Origin of the sequence: Vibrio sp. V31_P5A7T61 (assembly GCF_009904895.1) — a bacterium.
In the GTDB taxonomy this organism is placed as follows: domain Bacteria; phylum Pseudomonadota; class Gammaproteobacteria; order Enterobacterales; family Vibrionaceae; genus Vibrio; species Vibrio metschnikovii.
The window spans coordinates 60,844-76,754 of the sequence record NZ_WXWI01000060.1 but is presented as its reverse complement, the minus strand read 5'-3'; the positions used below and the strand labels follow the sequence as shown (position 1 = coordinate 76,754).

At 43.9% G+C, this 15,911-nt stretch carries 14 protein-coding genes; 3 read left to right on the top strand and 11 right to left on the bottom strand.

Going from position 1 to position 15,911, the window contains the following annotated elements; translation table 11 throughout:
* Nucleotides 1–427: 427 nt before the first annotated feature.
* The 3 genes from hemG to CAG58_RS14220 are packed head-to-tail and all read right to left on the bottom strand — an operon-like array spanning nt 428 to nt 3,073.
* Nucleotides 428–940 (bottom strand): menaquinone-dependent protoporphyrinogen IX dehydrogenase, encoded by a 513-nt coding sequence (gene hemG / locus CAG58_RS14230; protein ID WP_154170722.1) that lies wholly within the window; start codon nt 938–940, stop codon nt 428–430.
* 21 nt (nt 941–961) lie between these two features.
* Entirely contained in the window at nt 962–2,419 is a 1,458-nt protein-coding gene (locus CAG58_RS14225) for a TrkH family potassium uptake protein (protein ID WP_161426179.1), read from the bottom strand.
* Between the two features lie 30 nt (nt 2,420–2,449).
* Nucleotides 2,450–3,073 (bottom strand): YigZ family protein, encoded by a 624-nt coding sequence (locus CAG58_RS14220; RefSeq protein WP_004397524.1) that lies wholly within the window; start codon nt 3,071–3,073, stop codon nt 2,450–2,452.
* A 219-nt stretch (nt 3,074–3,292) separates the two neighbouring features.
* Here CAG58_RS14220 and fadB point away from each other — a divergent pair, with 219 nt between their 5' ends.
* Nucleotides 3,293–5,464, top strand: a complete 2,172-nt coding sequence (gene fadB / locus CAG58_RS14215; RefSeq protein WP_161425454.1) for a fatty acid oxidation complex subunit alpha FadB — start codon at nt 3,293–3,295, stop codon at nt 5,462–5,464.
* 27 nt (nt 5,465–5,491) lie between these two features.
* Complete coding sequence (fadA, locus tag CAG58_RS14210) at nt 5,492–6,655, top strand: acetyl-CoA C-acyltransferase FadA (RefSeq protein ID WP_154169721.1); 1,164 nt, start codon at nt 5,492–5,494, stop codon at nt 6,653–6,655.
* A 49-nt stretch (nt 6,656–6,704) separates the two neighbouring features.
* On the opposite strand, the gene punR is transcribed toward fadA, so the two are convergent.
* Nucleotides 6,705–7,613, bottom strand: coding sequence for a DNA-binding transcriptional activator PunR (punR, locus tag CAG58_RS14205; protein ID WP_154169719.1), 909 nt, complete (start codon nt 7,611–7,613; stop codon nt 6,705–6,707).
* 155 nt (nt 7,614–7,768) lie between these two features.
* Here punR and punC point away from each other — a divergent pair, with 155 nt between their 5' ends.
* On the top strand, nt 7,769–8,971 hold the full coding sequence (gene punC, locus CAG58_RS14200) for a purine nucleoside transporter PunC (RefSeq protein ID WP_004397528.1): 1,203 nt from the start codon (nt 7,769–7,771) through the stop codon (nt 8,969–8,971).
* Nucleotides 8,972–9,037: 66 nt separating this feature from the next.
* Here punC and glmU read toward each other — a convergent pair whose 3' ends face one another.
* From glmU to atpF, 7 genes are all read right to left on the bottom strand, one after another.
* Entirely contained in the window at nt 9,038–10,396 is a 1,359-nt protein-coding gene (gene glmU, locus CAG58_RS14195) for a bifunctional UDP-N-acetylglucosamine diphosphorylase/glucosamine-1-phosphate N-acetyltransferase GlmU (RefSeq protein ID WP_040905767.1), read from the bottom strand.
* A gap of 146 nt (nt 10,397–10,542) precedes the next feature.
* A complete protein-coding gene (locus CAG58_RS14190; RefSeq protein WP_040905769.1) occupies nt 10,543–10,968 on the bottom strand; it encodes a F0F1 ATP synthase subunit epsilon in 426 nt (141 codons plus the stop codon).
* Nucleotides 10,969–10,992: 24 nt separating this feature from the next.
* The gene (gene atpD / locus CAG58_RS14185) at nt 10,993–12,396 is read right to left on the bottom strand and encodes a F0F1 ATP synthase subunit beta (RefSeq protein ID WP_154169713.1); all 1,404 of its coding nucleotides are present in this window, start codon (nt 12,394–12,396) and stop codon (nt 10,993–10,995) included.
* A gap of 31 nt (nt 12,397–12,427) precedes the next feature.
* Entirely contained in the window at nt 12,428–13,294 is an 867-nt protein-coding gene (gene atpG / locus CAG58_RS14180; protein ID WP_161425455.1) for a F0F1 ATP synthase subunit gamma, read from the bottom strand.
* 34 nt (nt 13,295–13,328) lie between these two features.
* Nucleotides 13,329–14,870, bottom strand: coding sequence for a F0F1 ATP synthase subunit alpha (gene atpA, locus CAG58_RS14175; protein ID WP_161425456.1), 1,542 nt, complete (start codon nt 14,868–14,870; stop codon nt 13,329–13,331).
* A 17-nt stretch (nt 14,871–14,887) separates the two neighbouring features.
* Nucleotides 14,888–15,418: a F0F1 ATP synthase subunit delta gene (locus CAG58_RS14170; RefSeq protein ID WP_161425457.1), complete on the bottom strand. Its 531-nt coding sequence runs from the start codon at nt 15,416–15,418 to the stop codon at nt 14,888–14,890.
* Between the two features lie 14 nt (nt 15,419–15,432).
* Nucleotides 15,433–15,903 (bottom strand): F0F1 ATP synthase subunit B, encoded by a 471-nt coding sequence (atpF, locus tag CAG58_RS14165; protein ID WP_161425458.1) that lies wholly within the window; start codon nt 15,901–15,903, stop codon nt 15,433–15,435.
* Nucleotides 15,904–15,911 lie beyond the last annotated feature (8 nt).

Below are 15,911 nucleotides of genomic sequence, written 5' to 3'. Positions count from 1 at the left end.
TCCAACAGAACGATAATGAATTGACTGTGCCGATAGTGCTAAAAGCCCTATCAATTTGGTCACTCAGTTCATTGAAACCGAAGTGCTTATTGCTAAGCATTTTGATTATCATCAACGAGTGCCCACACAGATTGATTGGTTTAAATTGTTAAAGAACGCTTCCTGGTTAACTTAGTCAACTCGGAAGAGGCAGCTATTTTAGCGAGATAAACTTTCGTGTCAAACACTTTTTTCATTTATCTTTTCAAGGTAAAAACCTTTTTAAAACAACTTACTGACTGGCTTAATAATTTAAGCTTTACCTTGTCAGCGAGGCGGCATTATAGAGATCAACATCACATTGGCAAGCACTTTTTTGAACTTTTTTGCCAATCAATAAACAAGCGTACAAAAACAAAGCAAACAGAACAAAACCAACCATATTTCGTTACATCTGATTAAACTGATTAGCGAAATTAGTCACCTTTTGCCAATTTGTGTACTCCACCTCTTTCGTAGTATCCGTTTCTCCACCAGTTAAACTCATAATAAAGCGAATCATCATCTTATCGAACAGACCATAACGCGGATAATATAAAGCACCAGCAAAAACACCGATCAAACTCGGCTTCCAAGGCGATTTTTTTAAGAAGGTTTGAATATAAACACTCCCTTCAGGAGTATCTTTACCTTGTTGTTCTTTGCGAGCCGTAAGATTAACGCAAAAAAAAGCGCACTTGTTTTGCTGTAAATAACTCTGGTTCGCTGCTATGAATGAATAAAGCTGAGGATTCAATCGACCATAACGAATGGATGCGCCAATAAGAACTTTATCGTAAGTTGATAAGTCTTCTGCAGTGTAGTGTTGTAAGTCCTGAATCTCACATTGACTACCAACAAGCTTATTAGCGATAAACTGGATGATTTTCTTAGTTTGTCCTTCACGGGACGAATATAACATCAATATTTTCACGAAATCCCCTTAGCTACGCCAAAAAGTAGGCGTGAGTAAAATAAGTAATGTGAATATCTCTAGTCGACCAAATAGCATAGATACGATCAGAATCCATTTAGCCGCATCGTTAATATCCGCAAAATGAGACGCAACCTCGCCAAGTCCTGGACCAAGATTATTTAACGTCGCGGCTACCGCAGAAAAGGCGGTTAATTCATCGATTCCAGTAAAGATTAACGCCAACATACAGACCACAAATACTAAAGCGTACGCAGAAAAAAAACCCCAAACGGCATCAACAACCCGTTGTGGTAGAGCGCTATCACCTAACTTGATCGGATAAATAGCCCTTGGGTGCACCAAACGCTTCATTTCACGTGCACCTTGTAATGTTAATAAGAACACTCGGATCACTTTCATCCCGCCGCCTGTCGAACCAGCGCAGCCACCGATAAAAGAAGAAAATAATAATAAAACCGGTAAAAAGAGCGGCCACTCAGAAAAACCCGTCGTCGTAAAGCCAGCGGTAGTGGATATAGAAACCGTTTGAAACAGCGTTTGATCAAAAGCATGGTATAGCGAGTCATAACTATGATGCTTAAGAATGACCAGAAAACAGATGATAAATAAAATCACTTGAATCAGGATAAAAGCTCGAAACTCCCTATCAGCCCAATAATATTTAGGATGAACGCCTCCTGTAGCAAAGGCGGCATAGTGAAGAGTAAAGTTACAAGCAGAAATGAGTAAGAAAATTACGGTGATCAGATTAATCGCATAACTGTCAAAGTATCCGATACTCACATCATGGGTTGAAAAACCACCAATCGCAATGGTTGAGAAACTATGACATATTGCATCAAACAGCGTCATACCAGCAAACCAATAAGCGGCCGCGCAAGCAATAGTTAGGCTTAAATAGATATACCATAAGGCTTTCGCCGTTTCTGCAATTCGGGGGGTAACTTTATTGTCTTTAACTGGGCCAGGAATTTCTGCACGATAGAGCTGCATTCCCCCAATCCCCAACACTGGTAAGATAGCCACAGCGAGAACGATGATCCCCATTCCACCAAACCATTGTAAAAACTGACGATAAAAAAGAATCGCTTTAGGCAAATCGTCAAGGCCAACAATCACCGTTGCTCCCGTGGTCGTTAAGGCAGAGAACGATTCAAAAAAGGCATCGGTTACAGACACATTTGGGTTGTCCGCTAATAAAAACGGCAGTGCTCCAGCACTACCAATAACGGTCCAGAATAAAACAACAATCAAAAATCCATCTCGTGCTTTTAACTCATGGCGATGGTGGCGATTAGGCAGCCATAGCAAGCCCCCTAAAATAAAAAGCACGAAAAAAGTAGAGACAAAAGGCACCCCAGCACCATCACCATAGATTAAGGCAACAGAAGCCGGTATCAGCATAGACACACTAAACAAAGCGAGCAATAGCCCGACGATTCGAATAATTGAACGAAATTGCATAAAAAATGACGAAGCTCTGCTTCTGACTTCCTAAGTATGTTCTATGTGAGTAACAAGAATTTTAGCACCACTCTTGTTAATAATATTTTGTGTAAAATCATTCAGGTTACCCCAAGGTAACTCCATGATAATCTGCACATTATCATGGTACTGAGCTTCAACCTGTTTGGCTTCATACTCATTCATGATCGATTGAGCTAAGGCAATAAAACTATAGTCTAACGTTAGCAATACTTTTGTGGTGATTTTTTTCTCATTTATTTGAAGCTGCTTAAGCGCTTGCTGTACCCCGCCACCGTAGGCTTTTACTAACCCTCCTGTACCAAGCAAAATGCCACCATAATAACGTGTGACGACAGCGGTAATTTCTCCAATTCCAGAACCTGATAATTGTGCAAGCATCGGCTTACCCGCCGTACCAGAAGGTTCACCATCATCACTAAAGCCCCATAACGTTGAGTTTTCAGGCCGTCCTGCGATAAATGCTGAGCAATGATGTCGCGCATCGGGATGCTGTTGCTTAATAGAAGCAATAAATGCCTTAGCTTCTTCAACTCCAGAGGTATGAGTAAGATAAGTAAGAAAGCGGCTTTTTTTTATCTCTTCCTCAAACAAGCAGGCCTCTGCTGGAATAGGATAAGACTGAACGTTCATAACTCAATAGTCGATCGTAAAAAGGTGACTTAGTGTATCACGAACGTAACAAAAGTCGGCTCGGATTGGTAACAAGCGCACAATGTTAAACACTTGTTTAAAAAATGTATTGAAATTAATCTATCTCCCGTTCAAACTGAAAAAACTGGTCAAACCAGAACATTAATACCACAACACTCTCACACGCAATCGCCGGATTGTATGTCACGGAGATAGACAATGATTTACCAAGCCAAAACCCTACAGGTAAAGGAATTGCAAGATGGTATCGTAGAGCTGAACTTTTGCTCTCCTGAATCCGTCAATAAACTTGATCTAGCAACCCTTACCGCACTTAATGAAGCTCTAGATGCTTTACACCAGCACTCTGGATTAAAAGGACTGATCCTGACTTCAAATAAACCTGCTTTTATCGTCGGTGCTGATATTACTGAGTTTTTAGGTTTATTTGCGATGCCTGATGCTGAGCTTGATCAGTGGTTAGTGTTTGCTAACACTATCTTTAACAAATTAGAAGACCTACCAGTCCCAACCTTATCTGCCTTAACAGGTTTCACTTTAGGTGGTGGCTGTGAGTGTGTACTTGCTACTGACTTTAGAATCGGCGATAAGACAACCAGTATTGGACTACCAGAAACTAAGCTCGGGATCATGCCCGGATTTGGTGGAACCGTCCGTCTACCTCGCTTAATTGGCGCCGATAGCGCAATGGAAATCATCACTCAAGGTAAAGCCTGCCGAGCTGAGGAAGCGCTTAAGTTAGGCTTACTTGATGCGATTGTCGACAGCGATAAGCTACTTGAATCCGCACTCAATACCATCACTCAAGCGATTAATGAGAAAATTGACTGGGTAGGACGACGCCAACAAAAAACGTCACCGTTAACCTTAAGCAAAATGGAAAGCATGATGAGCTTTACCATGGCAAAAGGTGTTGTTGCTCAAGTCGCTGGTAAACATTATCCCGCGCCAATGACCGCAGTAGTCACCATTGAACAAGCCGCGCGTAGCTCACGCGATGAAGCACTGGATATTGAACGTCAGCACTTCATCAAATTGGCGAAATCAACCGAAGCTCAAGCGTTAGTGGGTCTCTTTTTAAATGATCAACACATTAAAGGATTAGCGAAACAATCGGCTAAATCAGCCAGCCAAGACACCCAACGTGCAGCTGTATTGGGTGCCGGCATTATGGGAGGCGGTATCGCTTACCAATCTGCCAGTAAAGGTGTGCCAGTCTTGATGAAAGATATCGCTCAGCCTTCACTCGACCTAGGCATGACCGAGGCTTCTAAACTACTCAATAAGCAACTAGAACGCGGTAAAATTGATGGCTTAAAAATGGCGGGCATTCTTGCTTCCATCACCCCAAGCTTACATTATGCGGGTATAGAACAGGCCGATGTGATTGTTGAAGCAGTAGTCGAAAATCCTAAAGTTAAAGCAGCGGTATTGAGTGAAGTTGAAAGCCAAGTTTCGGATAACACGATCATTACGTCCAATACGTCAACTATTCCGATTAATTTGCTCGCCAAATCACTGAAACGCCCAGAAAACTTCTGTGGTATGCACTTTTTTAATCCTGTGCATCGTATGCCATTAGTTGAGATCATTCGTGGCGAGAAAACCTCTGACGATACCATTAATCGCGTTGTCGCTTATGCGGCCAAAATGGGTAAATCGCCAATTGTCGTTAATGATTGTCCGGGCTTTTTCGTTAACCGTGTTCTGTTCCCTTACTTCGGTGGTTTCAGCTTGCTATTACGTGATGGTGCTGATTTCACCCAAATCGATAAAGTTATGGAACGTCAGTTTGGCTGGCCAATGGGACCCGCGTATTTACTCGACGTGGTTGGTCTTGATACCGCCCATCACGCACAAGCGGTCATGGCAGAAGGTTTTCCTGAACGAATGGGTAAACAAGGCCGCGATGCGATCGATGTTCTTTATGAAGCCAATAAATATGGCCAAAAAAATGGTCATGGCTTCTATCGCTATTCGATAGATAAAAAAGGCAAACCGAAGAAAAACTTCTCGGATGAAATTTTACCTCTTCTTGCTGACGTCTGTGCCAACCCACAGCCTTTTGAAGCTCAAACGATCATTGAACGAATGATGATTCCGATGATCAACGAAGTCGTGCTATGTCTAGAAGAGGGAATTATTGCTTCTCCTCAAGAAGCCGATATGGCCTTGGTCTACGGTTTAGGATTCCCTCCATTCCGTGGTGGGGTTTTCCGCTACCTCGATACCATCGGTTTAGAGCAATACATTGCGATGGCCAGACAGCATCAGCATTTAGGCGCGATGTATCACCTACCACAACTGTTACTGGATATGGCAGAAAAAGGGCAGCGCTTTTACCCCATCCCTGCTCCGGCTTCTTTATAAACAGTGATTTGGAAAAGGAATAACAAAATGAATACTGTAGTGATTGTTGATTGCCTTCGTACGCCAATGGGACGTTCGAAAGGCGGAGCATTTCGCCACCAGCGCGCTGAAGATCTCTCGGCTCATCTGATGAAGGGAATATTGGCTCGCAACCCACAAGTCAATCCGCAAGAGATCGAAGACATTTATTGGGGCTGTGTACAACAAACCTTAGAACAAGGGTTTAATGTCGCTCGTAATGCCGCCTTACTTGCTGGCCTACCGATAGATATTGGCGCGGTTACCGTCAACCGTTTATGCGGTTCATCGATGCAAGCTTTACACGACGCAGCACGAGCAATTATGGTTGGTGATGCGGAGATCTGTTTGGTTGGTGGTGTTGAGCATATGGGTCATGTACCGATGAATCATGGTGTTGACTTCCACCCTGGTTTATCAAAGAACGTAGCCAAAGCCGCCGGTATGATGGGCTTAACCGCAGAAATGCTTGGCAAGCTGCATGGCATAAGCCGTGAGCAACAAGATGCTTTCGCGGCTCGTTCTCATCAACGCGCTCAAGCCGCAACCGTCGAAGGCCGTTTTAAAAATGAGATTTTACCAACCGAAGGTCATAGCGCAGATGGAACCTTATTTACGCTAGATTATGATGAAGTCATCCGCCCAGAAACGACGGTTGAAGGTTTAGCAGAACTGCGTCCAGTTTTTGATCCCGCCAATGGAACTGTGACTGCTGGCTCTTCATCTGCTCTTTCTGATGGCGCATCGGCTATGCTGATCATGAGTGAAGCCAAAGCTAAAGCTTTAGGACTGACCATTCGCGCTAAAGTAAAATCAATGGCGATTGCCGGTTGCGACCCATCGATTATGGGTTATGGACCAGTACCCGCGACCAAAAAAGCGCTGCAACGCGCTGGGCTAACAATGGCTGATATCGATCTCGTCGAGTTAAATGAAGCCTTTGCCGCTCAATCTCTGCCTTGTGCAAAAGATCTTGGTTTGATGGATTTAGTCGATGAGAAAGTCAACTTAAACGGTGGTGCGATTGCTTTAGGCCATCCTTTAGGCTGTTCAGGAACCCGTATTTCGACGACATTGATCAACCTCATGGAAGAGAAAGATGCTAAATATGGTCTGGCTACGATGTGTATTGGCCTAGGTCAAGGTATAGCAACGATTTTTGAACGTCCATAACACGTTGATTTATGTTTGAAGAGCCAGTTTAATCACTGGCTCTTCTTTTTTAAGCGTCAGTTTTTAACCAATCGCGATGTAACTGCTCACTATCACCTAAATAATCTACCATCCATTCAATTAATTGATGGTTCTCATCTTTACGCCACACTAAGCAACATTGACTTAATGGCTTATTATCAGGGAGATCTTTAGCAATTAACTGACCAGAAGACAGCAAAGGTTGAGCCATATGACTGGGCATAAAACCTACCCCTAATCCTTTTTTTAAACACTCCTTCGCACTATACCAATTGGGTAGTAAAAGACGTCGCTGCTTTGGATAATGCCCTGTATGACGCTTAGGTAATAGACTGGAAGTATCATCCAAACAAATCGCAGGATATTGGCTCACCAGTTCTTCAGTTAACATATCGACATCTGCACAAGGATGATCTGGGGATAGCACGAACACCCAATCTAATAATCCCATATCGCGCACTTCAAAATCCCCACCAACAGGTATTGCGGAGGTCGCCCCAATCACAATATCTGCCCGGCCTTGAGAAATCGCCTCCCACGATCCATTAAACACTTCCATATTGATTTGTAGCTCGGCAAATTCAAACGTTTGATAAAAGTTCTCAACCATAGGTTTGATGCAATCAAGCTTGACGACATTATCTAGCGTCAATTTAAGGGTTTTTTGCCATCCGTGTGCTGCTCTTCTGGTTTGAGATTTAATCTCTTCCATTTGCCGCAACAAATGGCGAGCTTCGACCATAAAAAGCTCACCAGCACTGGTTAATTCCACTTTTCGCGGTAAACGACGAAATAAAATCACCCCCAACTCCGTTTCGACTTGACGAACCCCATAGCTGATCGCCGAGGGAACTTTATGCAAGACCTCTGCTGCCGCAGTAAAACTGCCTAATCTGGCAACGGTATCAAGCATTTCCAGAGATGATTTAGAGAACATAGCCAACCCACCAATCAATTTTTTTGAACGATAACCAATAAATTTCGCGTTTCATTTAATACAAAATAATCAATACAATAAATAACCATAGAGAACATAGCTATCAATAGCAAACAACAAGAAAAAATGAATTAATTTTTTTGATAGGAATAAAAATGAAAGTCTCACCTTTACAACTGTTTTACTTATCAGCGCTATCGATGCTCGGCTTTATTGCTACCGATATGTATTTACCTGCCTTTAAAATCATGGAACATGATTTTGCGACAGGTCCAGAGCAGATCGCGCTGTCTTTGACGGTATTTTTAATGGGGATGGCGATCGGTCAACTTTTATGGGGCTTAGCCTCCGATAAGTTTGGACATCGTAATACCTTAATTGTCGGACTGGTGATTTTTACCATTGCTTCTTGCGGCTTAGCTTATAGCGAAGAAGTATGGCAATTGCTGAGTTTACGTTTTGTCCAAGCGATTGGGGTTTGTGCACCAGCGGTTATTTGGCAAGCGATGGTGATTAAGCGTTACCCGAGTCAAGTTAGCCAACAACTTTTTGCAACGATAATGCCACTAGTCGCATTATCCCCTGCGCTAGCACCACAATTGGGAGTGCTGCTCGCCAATACCTTCGGCTGGCATAGTATTTTCTTTACGCTCACTCTGATGGGGATTGCTCTGGTCATCTGTACGGGTTTACAAGACAACGTCAAAGGTGATCCGAAAACAACATCGATTGCCGAAGATATCAAATATCTTTTCCAAAGTCGGGCTTATATCGGTAATGTGATGATGTTTGCTTGTGCTTCTGCGGCTTTTTTTGCCTATCTAACCGGAATGCCAGAAATCATGGCACAGCTAGGTTATGAAGCCAAAGACATTGGGATGAGCTTTATCCCACAAACTATCGCGTTCATGGTTGGGGGTTATATTGGTAAAAAATCGGTCAACAAATATGGGGATGAGAAAGTCCTTAAGCAACTACTCGCCCTATTTACCTTATCATCGGTACTGATATTTGTTGCATCGCAGTGGACACTCACCTCTATTTGGCCAATCTTAGCGCCTTTCTGTTTGATCGCTGTAGCGAATGGTGCACTTTACCCAATAGTAGTTAATCGTGCACTATCGAGCGCAAAACATAGCCCAGCTACTGCCGCGGGTATGCAAAATAGCCTGCAAATTTGTGCCGCAAGTTTAGCTAGCGCTTTAGTCGCTACATTAGCAAGTCAAGCTCAAGTGGTTACTGGCGTCGCAATTATTATTTGTATGTTTGGTCTTTGGGTCGGATACATCATTGCTAACCGACACTTAAGCCAACAGTTTACCACACCGGATAACTCTCGCGTTGTGCGCGATAAATAGCGACGTAAACGAAGTGCAAAAACACCATCGCCCGCATGATGCGGGCGATGGTGTTTAGAACGCGGTTTATTTTTTCACAGGCCGTGACCACCCAGAAATTTTCTTTTCTTTAGCGCGAGTAATCACTAACTCACCAGCGGCCACAGGCTTAGTCAGCGTGGTTCCCGCACCAACCGTTGCCCCATCCGCTATCGTAACCGGTGCAATCAATTGGCTATCTGAACCGATAAATACGTCATTGCCAATAATCGTTTTATGTTTATTAGCCCCATCGTAATTACAAGTAATTACCCCTGCCCCAATATTAACCCGCTGCCCAACCTCGGCATCCCCTAGGTAAGTAAGATGATTGGCCTTTGAGCCTTCACCCAAGCGAGCATTTTTCATCTCGACAAAGTTACCGACATGGGCATCATCACGCAGTTCAGCGCCGGGGCGTAAACGACTGAATGGACCGACGGTACAATCTTCACCGACCGTTGCCCCTTCAATAATGCTATAGGGACGAATTACTGTATTATCATCAATCTCACAATCAATAAGGATTGAACCGGCACCAATCACAACGTTATTGCCTATCGATACCTGACCTTCGATCACGACATTAACATCAATTTCGACATCAACCCCACATTGCAACTCACCGCGCAGATCAAATCGTGCAGGATCGCGCAACATCACGCCTTGCTCAAGCAACTTATTAGCTTGGCGAGCTTGGAAAGCACGCTCTAAACGAGCAAGTTGAATGCGATCATTGACACCTTCCACTTCAATTGAACTGACTGGATGCACCGCTTCAACCGCACGCCCTTCATCATGAGCAGCGGCAATCACATCCGTTAAATAATACTCACCCTGAGCGTTATTCTTATTAAGCCCTTTTAACCAGCGTTTTAAATCTCCACCGGTGGCAACCATAACACCCGTGTTGATCTCTTTAATTTGTTTTTGCTCTTCGCTGGCATCTTTCTGTTCAACAATCGCCACCACTGGGCCATTCTTACGGACAATACGTCCATAGCCCGTTGGGTTATCGAGAACCACCGTCAACAGCGCAATACCACCTGTTGGTTGAGCTTCAAGTAAGCTTTCTATGGTTTGTTCCGAGATCAACGGAACATCGCCATACAAAACTAAGATTTTTTCATCGTCTCTAAACTGATCCGACGCCTGATCCACCGCGTGTCCAGTGCCGAGTTGCTCTGCTTGCAAAACCCAGTTAACGGGCTCATCGGCCAGAACGTGTTGCATTTGCTCTCCACCATGCCCATAAACCAAATGGATATTGTGTGCTCCAAGATTATGGCAGGTGCTAATCACATGTTTGACCATGGGTTTTCCTGCCAAAGTGTGCAGCACTTTAGGAATATGGGAGTGCATACGGGTGCCTTTGCCTGCAGCAAGGATCACAGCGCTAAATTTCATCGGATACCTATGACGTTATATAAAATATGGCTCGCATTTTAGCGGGTAACACGAGACGTGTTAATTTTCTAGTGCAAGTTTTTGATAAAAAACCAACAAAAAGGCGACCAGAAGGTCGCCTTTTATGATTACGTACTGAAAAGAGATCAGCGACGCTTTCTTATTAGATCAATGACTCGTAACTGAGCAATCGCTTTAGCCAGTTCACTCGATGCCTGCGCAAAGTTCACATCACCATGATTGTCATTTAGCAACTCTTCTGCTGAGCGTTTCGCTTCAGCCGCTTTTGCTTCATCAAGCTCTTCAGCACGAATCGCAGTATCTGCTAAAATCGTTACATCATTCGGTTGAACTTCGAGTATGCCACCAGAAAGGTAAATAATTTCTTCTTTACCTTTTATGGTTACAATACGCACCATCCCCGGTCTGATGTAAGTCAGTAAAGGGACGTGTCCTGCTAAAACGCCTAAATCTCCGCTTTCACCCGAGACTTGAATAGACCGCGCCCAACCGGAAAAAATCCGCTTTTCAGCACTGACTACATCTAAGTTAAAGGTTACTGATGCTGTCATAAAGCCTCCTTGGAGATTTGAGCGTTATAGCTTCTTGGCATTCTCAAGTGCATCGTCAATCGTACCGCAGTACATGAACGCTTGCTCTGGAATGTCATCATAATCGCCAGCTAATAAACCTTTAAAGCCACGCAACGTCTCTTTCAGCGATACGTAAACACCTGGGTCACCAGTAAAGACTTCCGCTACGTGATAAGGCTGAGTTAAGAAACGCTCAATCTTACGCGCGCGAGCAACCACTTGCTTATCAGATTCAGACAACTCGTCCATACCCAAAATCGCAATGATATCTTTAAGTTCTTTATAGCGCTGTAGCGTTGACTGAACACCACGAGCGACATCGTAATGCTCTTGGCCAACCACCAATGGATCCAACTGACGAGACGTTGAATCAAGCGGGTCAATCGCAGGGTAAAGACCCATTGCCGCGATGTTACGGTTAAGTACTACCGTTGCATCCAAGTGAGCAAACGTCGTCGCTGGTGACGGGTCAGTTAAGTCATCCGCAGGTACATAAACCGCTTGTACTGAAGTGATAGAACCCGTCTTCGTTGATGTGATACGCTCTTGCAGTACACCCATCTCTTCAGCAAGCGTTGGTTGATAACCTACCGCAGAAGGCATACGACCAAGCAGTGCCGATACCTCTGTTCCCGCAAGGGTATAACGATAAATGTTATCGATAAACAGCAATACGTCACGGCCTTCATCACGGAATTTCTCCGCCATGGTCAAGCCAGTCAAAGCAACACGTAGACGGTTACCTGGTGGCTCGTTCATCTGGCCATAAACCATCGCTACTTTTGATTCTTCTGGCTTTTCGATGTTAACAACACCCGCTTCCTGCATTTCGTGGTAGAAGTCGTTACCCTCACGAGTACGCTCTCCCACCCCAGCAAATACAGAAAGGCCTGAGTGTTGTAGTGCGATGTTATTGATAAGCTCCATCATGTTAACGGTCTTACCTACACCAGCACCACCAAAGAGACCGATTTTACCGCCTTTAGCAAACGGACAAATCAAATCAATTACTTTTACACCAGTTTCAAGTAGCTCTGTCGAGTTAGATTGCTCTTCATAGCTTGGCGCTAAACGGTGAATAGAGTAAGTCTCTTCTGCACCAATTTCTCCGCGCTCGTCAATCGCATCACCGAGTACGTTCATGATACGACCAAGGGTTTTAACCCCTACTGGTACTGATATTGGACCGCCAGTATTTTCAACTGTCATTCCACGACGTAAACCATCTGAGCTGCCCATTACAATACAGCGAATGATACCACCGCCTAACTGTTGTTGAACCTCAAGAACAAGACGCTCTTTTGAGTCTTGAACGTTAAGTGCATCATAAACGCTAGGCACTGAGCTCTGTGGAAACTCTACGTCGACTACCGCACCGATGATCTGTACGATCTTACCTGTAGCCATCGTTAATCCTCTAGTCTGTTAATTACCTTTGTTAAACCGCTGCTGCGCCGCTAACAATCTCTGACAATTCTTGGGTGATGGCTGCTTGGCGAGCCTTGTTATACACCAGTTGTAAATCATCAATCAGATTACCTGCGTTATCCGATGCTGCTCTCATCGCAACCATTCGGGCAGACATTTCACACGCCAAGTTTTCCACTACGGATTGATATACTTGTGATTCTACATGTCGAGTCATCAAGGTATTCAGTAGTTTGTTCTGATCAGACTCAAACATGTAACTCCAAGCATGCTTGCGATCTAAATCATCTTCTTGTGCTTTTGGCAAAGGTAATAATTGTTCTGTCTTTGGCTGTTGAGTCATCGAGTTAACAAACTCGTTGTACACAAGAAACAAACGATCGATTTCACCTTCTTTGTACTTGGTCAACATAACACTGATAGTACCGATCAAATCATCTAATTGTGGCTCATCACCAATACCGGTTTTCTGAGCGACAATTTTTGCCCCTATGCCTCGGAAATAAGAACTACCTTTACTTCCAATCATCGCGATTTCAATCGCACTGCCACGGCTAGAATATTCATTCATATGCGCGATAGCTTTTTTAAACATATTAATGTTTAAACCACCACACAAACCGCGATCGGTGGATACGACGATATACCCAACACGTTTAGCTTCACGTTCCTCTAAGTAAGGATGTTTAAACTCCAAAGTACCGTTTGCTAAATGACCAATGACTTTACGAATTGTTTTTGAATATGGACGAGGCCCTTCCATCGCATCTTGAGTTCGACGCATTTTAGAAGCCGCAACCATTTCCATTGCTTTAGTAATTTTTTGAGTGCTTTTGACACTCCCAATCTTACTGCGAATCTCTTTTGTATTGGCCATCGTTACTCTCCGTTAATTACAATGTGGCTTGTAATTACCAAGTCTGAGTTGCTTTAAAATCTTCCACTAACTTTTTCAACTTAGCTTCAATTTCATCGTTGTAAGCACCCGTCTTGTCAATTTCCGTTTTTAAATCGGCATATTGAGAATGAGCATACGACAGTAGTGCCGATTCAAAATCCAACACTTTATTCAATTCGACATCGCTTAAGTAACCGCGCTCAGCAGCAAAAATAACCAACGCCTGATCAAAAACTGACATTGGTGCATATTGCTTTTGCTTCATCAATTCAGTCACTTTTTGACCATGGTTCAGCTGACGTTTCGTCGCCTCATCCAGATCAGAAGCAAACTGAGCAAATGCTGCAAGTTCACGATAAGCCGCTAGAGCAGTACGGATACCACCAGAGAGCTTTTTGATGATTTTTGTCTGTGCAGCACCACCTACCCGAGAAACAGAGATACCTGGATCAACCGCAGGACGAACCCCAGCATTAAATAACTCAGTTTGTAGGAAGATCTGACCATCGGTAATCGAAATTACGTTGGTTGGTACGAAAGCAGAAACGTCACCGGCTTGGGTTTCAATGATCGGTAATGCCGTTAAAGAACCGGTTTTACCTTTCACTTCACCGTTAGTGAAACGTTCTACATACACTTCACTCACACGAGCCGCACGCTCTAAGAGACGAGAGTGGAGGTAAAAAACGTCACCAGGGAAAGCTTCACGACCCGGTGGACGACGCAACAATAGCGAGATTTGACGATACGCCACCGCTTGCTTTGATAAATCATCATAAACAATCAGTGCATCTTCACCACGGTCACGGAAGTATTCACCCATGGCACAGCCAGAATAAGGCGCTAGATATTGTAGTGCTGCTGATTCAGAAGCAGAAGCAACCACAACGATGGTGTTTTTCAATGCACCATGCTCTTCCAGTTTACGTACAACGTTAGCAATGGTTGACGCTTTTTGGCCAATCGCTACGTAGATAGAATAGATACCTGAATCTTTCTGGTTAATGATCGCATCAATCGCCAAAGCGGTTTTACCCGTCTGACGGTCACCGATAATCAGCTCACGCTGACCTCGACCGATAGGAATCATCGCATCAACAGATTTATAACCCGTTTGTACAGGCTGATCGACCGATTTACGATCAATAACCCCAGGGGCAATCACTTCTACTGGAGAAGTTAATTTTGCGTCAATCGGACCTTTACCATCAATTGGCACACCTAATGTGTTCACCACTCGACCCAAAAGCTCAGGGCCCACTGGGACTTCAAGAATACGCCCAGTACTGGTCACTTTCATACCCTCACTGAGATCAGTGTAAGGGCCCATGACAACAGCACCTACCGAATCACGTTCGAGGTTAAGTGCGAGAGCAAAATTGCCGCCCGGCAGTTCAATCATTTCACCTTGCATCACGTCCGCTAGGCCGTGAATACGGATGATACCATCGCTTACTGATACGATAGTACCTTCATTACGAGCATCAGAAATAACGTTGAAACCTTCAATTCGCTTTCTGATGATTTCGCTGATTTCCGTGGAATTAAGTTGCATTGCTCCAATTCCCCTAATTAAGACTTCATCACGTCTTTCAGACGATTAATACGACCCAGTAACGAGCTATCAAGGATATTATCCTCTACTCGAATAACGGCTCCGCCAATAAGATTGCTGTCAATTTGGCAATTCAGCTTTACTTTACAGTCATAGCGTTTTTCTAAGTTACTGGTTAAAGTTTCAACCTGTTCATCGCTTAACTGATAAGAGCTCACTACCTCAACTTCCTTAGTACCAGAAGATTCAGTAGCTAACTTTTGAAACTGCTGACATATATCACCGAGCGCCGCTATGCGACGATTTTCCATCAACACCAATAAAAAATTCAGCATGGGTTGATCAAACTGCTCACCCGCTACATCAGCATACACCTGCAACAATTGTTGTGATTGTAAACTAAAAGCGGCCGATGATAATTCAGGCACCAACGACATTGTTTTTGCCAATTTAAGCATAGCTGACCACTGTTCAACCATACTGTGTTCACTGGCGTAACTGAATGCAGCCTTAGCGTATGGACGAGCAATCGTTGTCAAATCCGACATACAAATGCACTCCTTTATAGCTTCGCAGAAATACTATCAAGTATGTCTTGGTTAGCTGCCTTATCGACAGTTCGTTGAACAATCTTCTCAGCAGCAAGTAAAGCAAGAGTAGACACTTCTTTTTGCAGCTCATTACGAGCACGCAAAATTTGCGCTTCTAGTTCTGCTTGGCCTTGAGCCAAGATATGCTCACGCTCGTGCGCTGCCTCTTGACGAGCTTCGTCTAAAATTTGAGCTTTGCGTTTATTTGCCTGCTCAATAATGACTAGCGCTTCTTTTTTAGCAATTTTAAGCTGGTCTGCAGCATTGCTTTTAGCCAGATTAAGGGCTTTATCAGCACGCTCAGCAGAAGCTAAACCGTCAGCGATCGTTTTCTGACGCTCTTCTATGGCACTCATCAAAGGAGGCCATACATACTTCATGCAGAACCAAACAAAGAGTAAAAACGCTATAGTTTGGCCCAACAGAGTTGCATTGATATTCACACTAACTC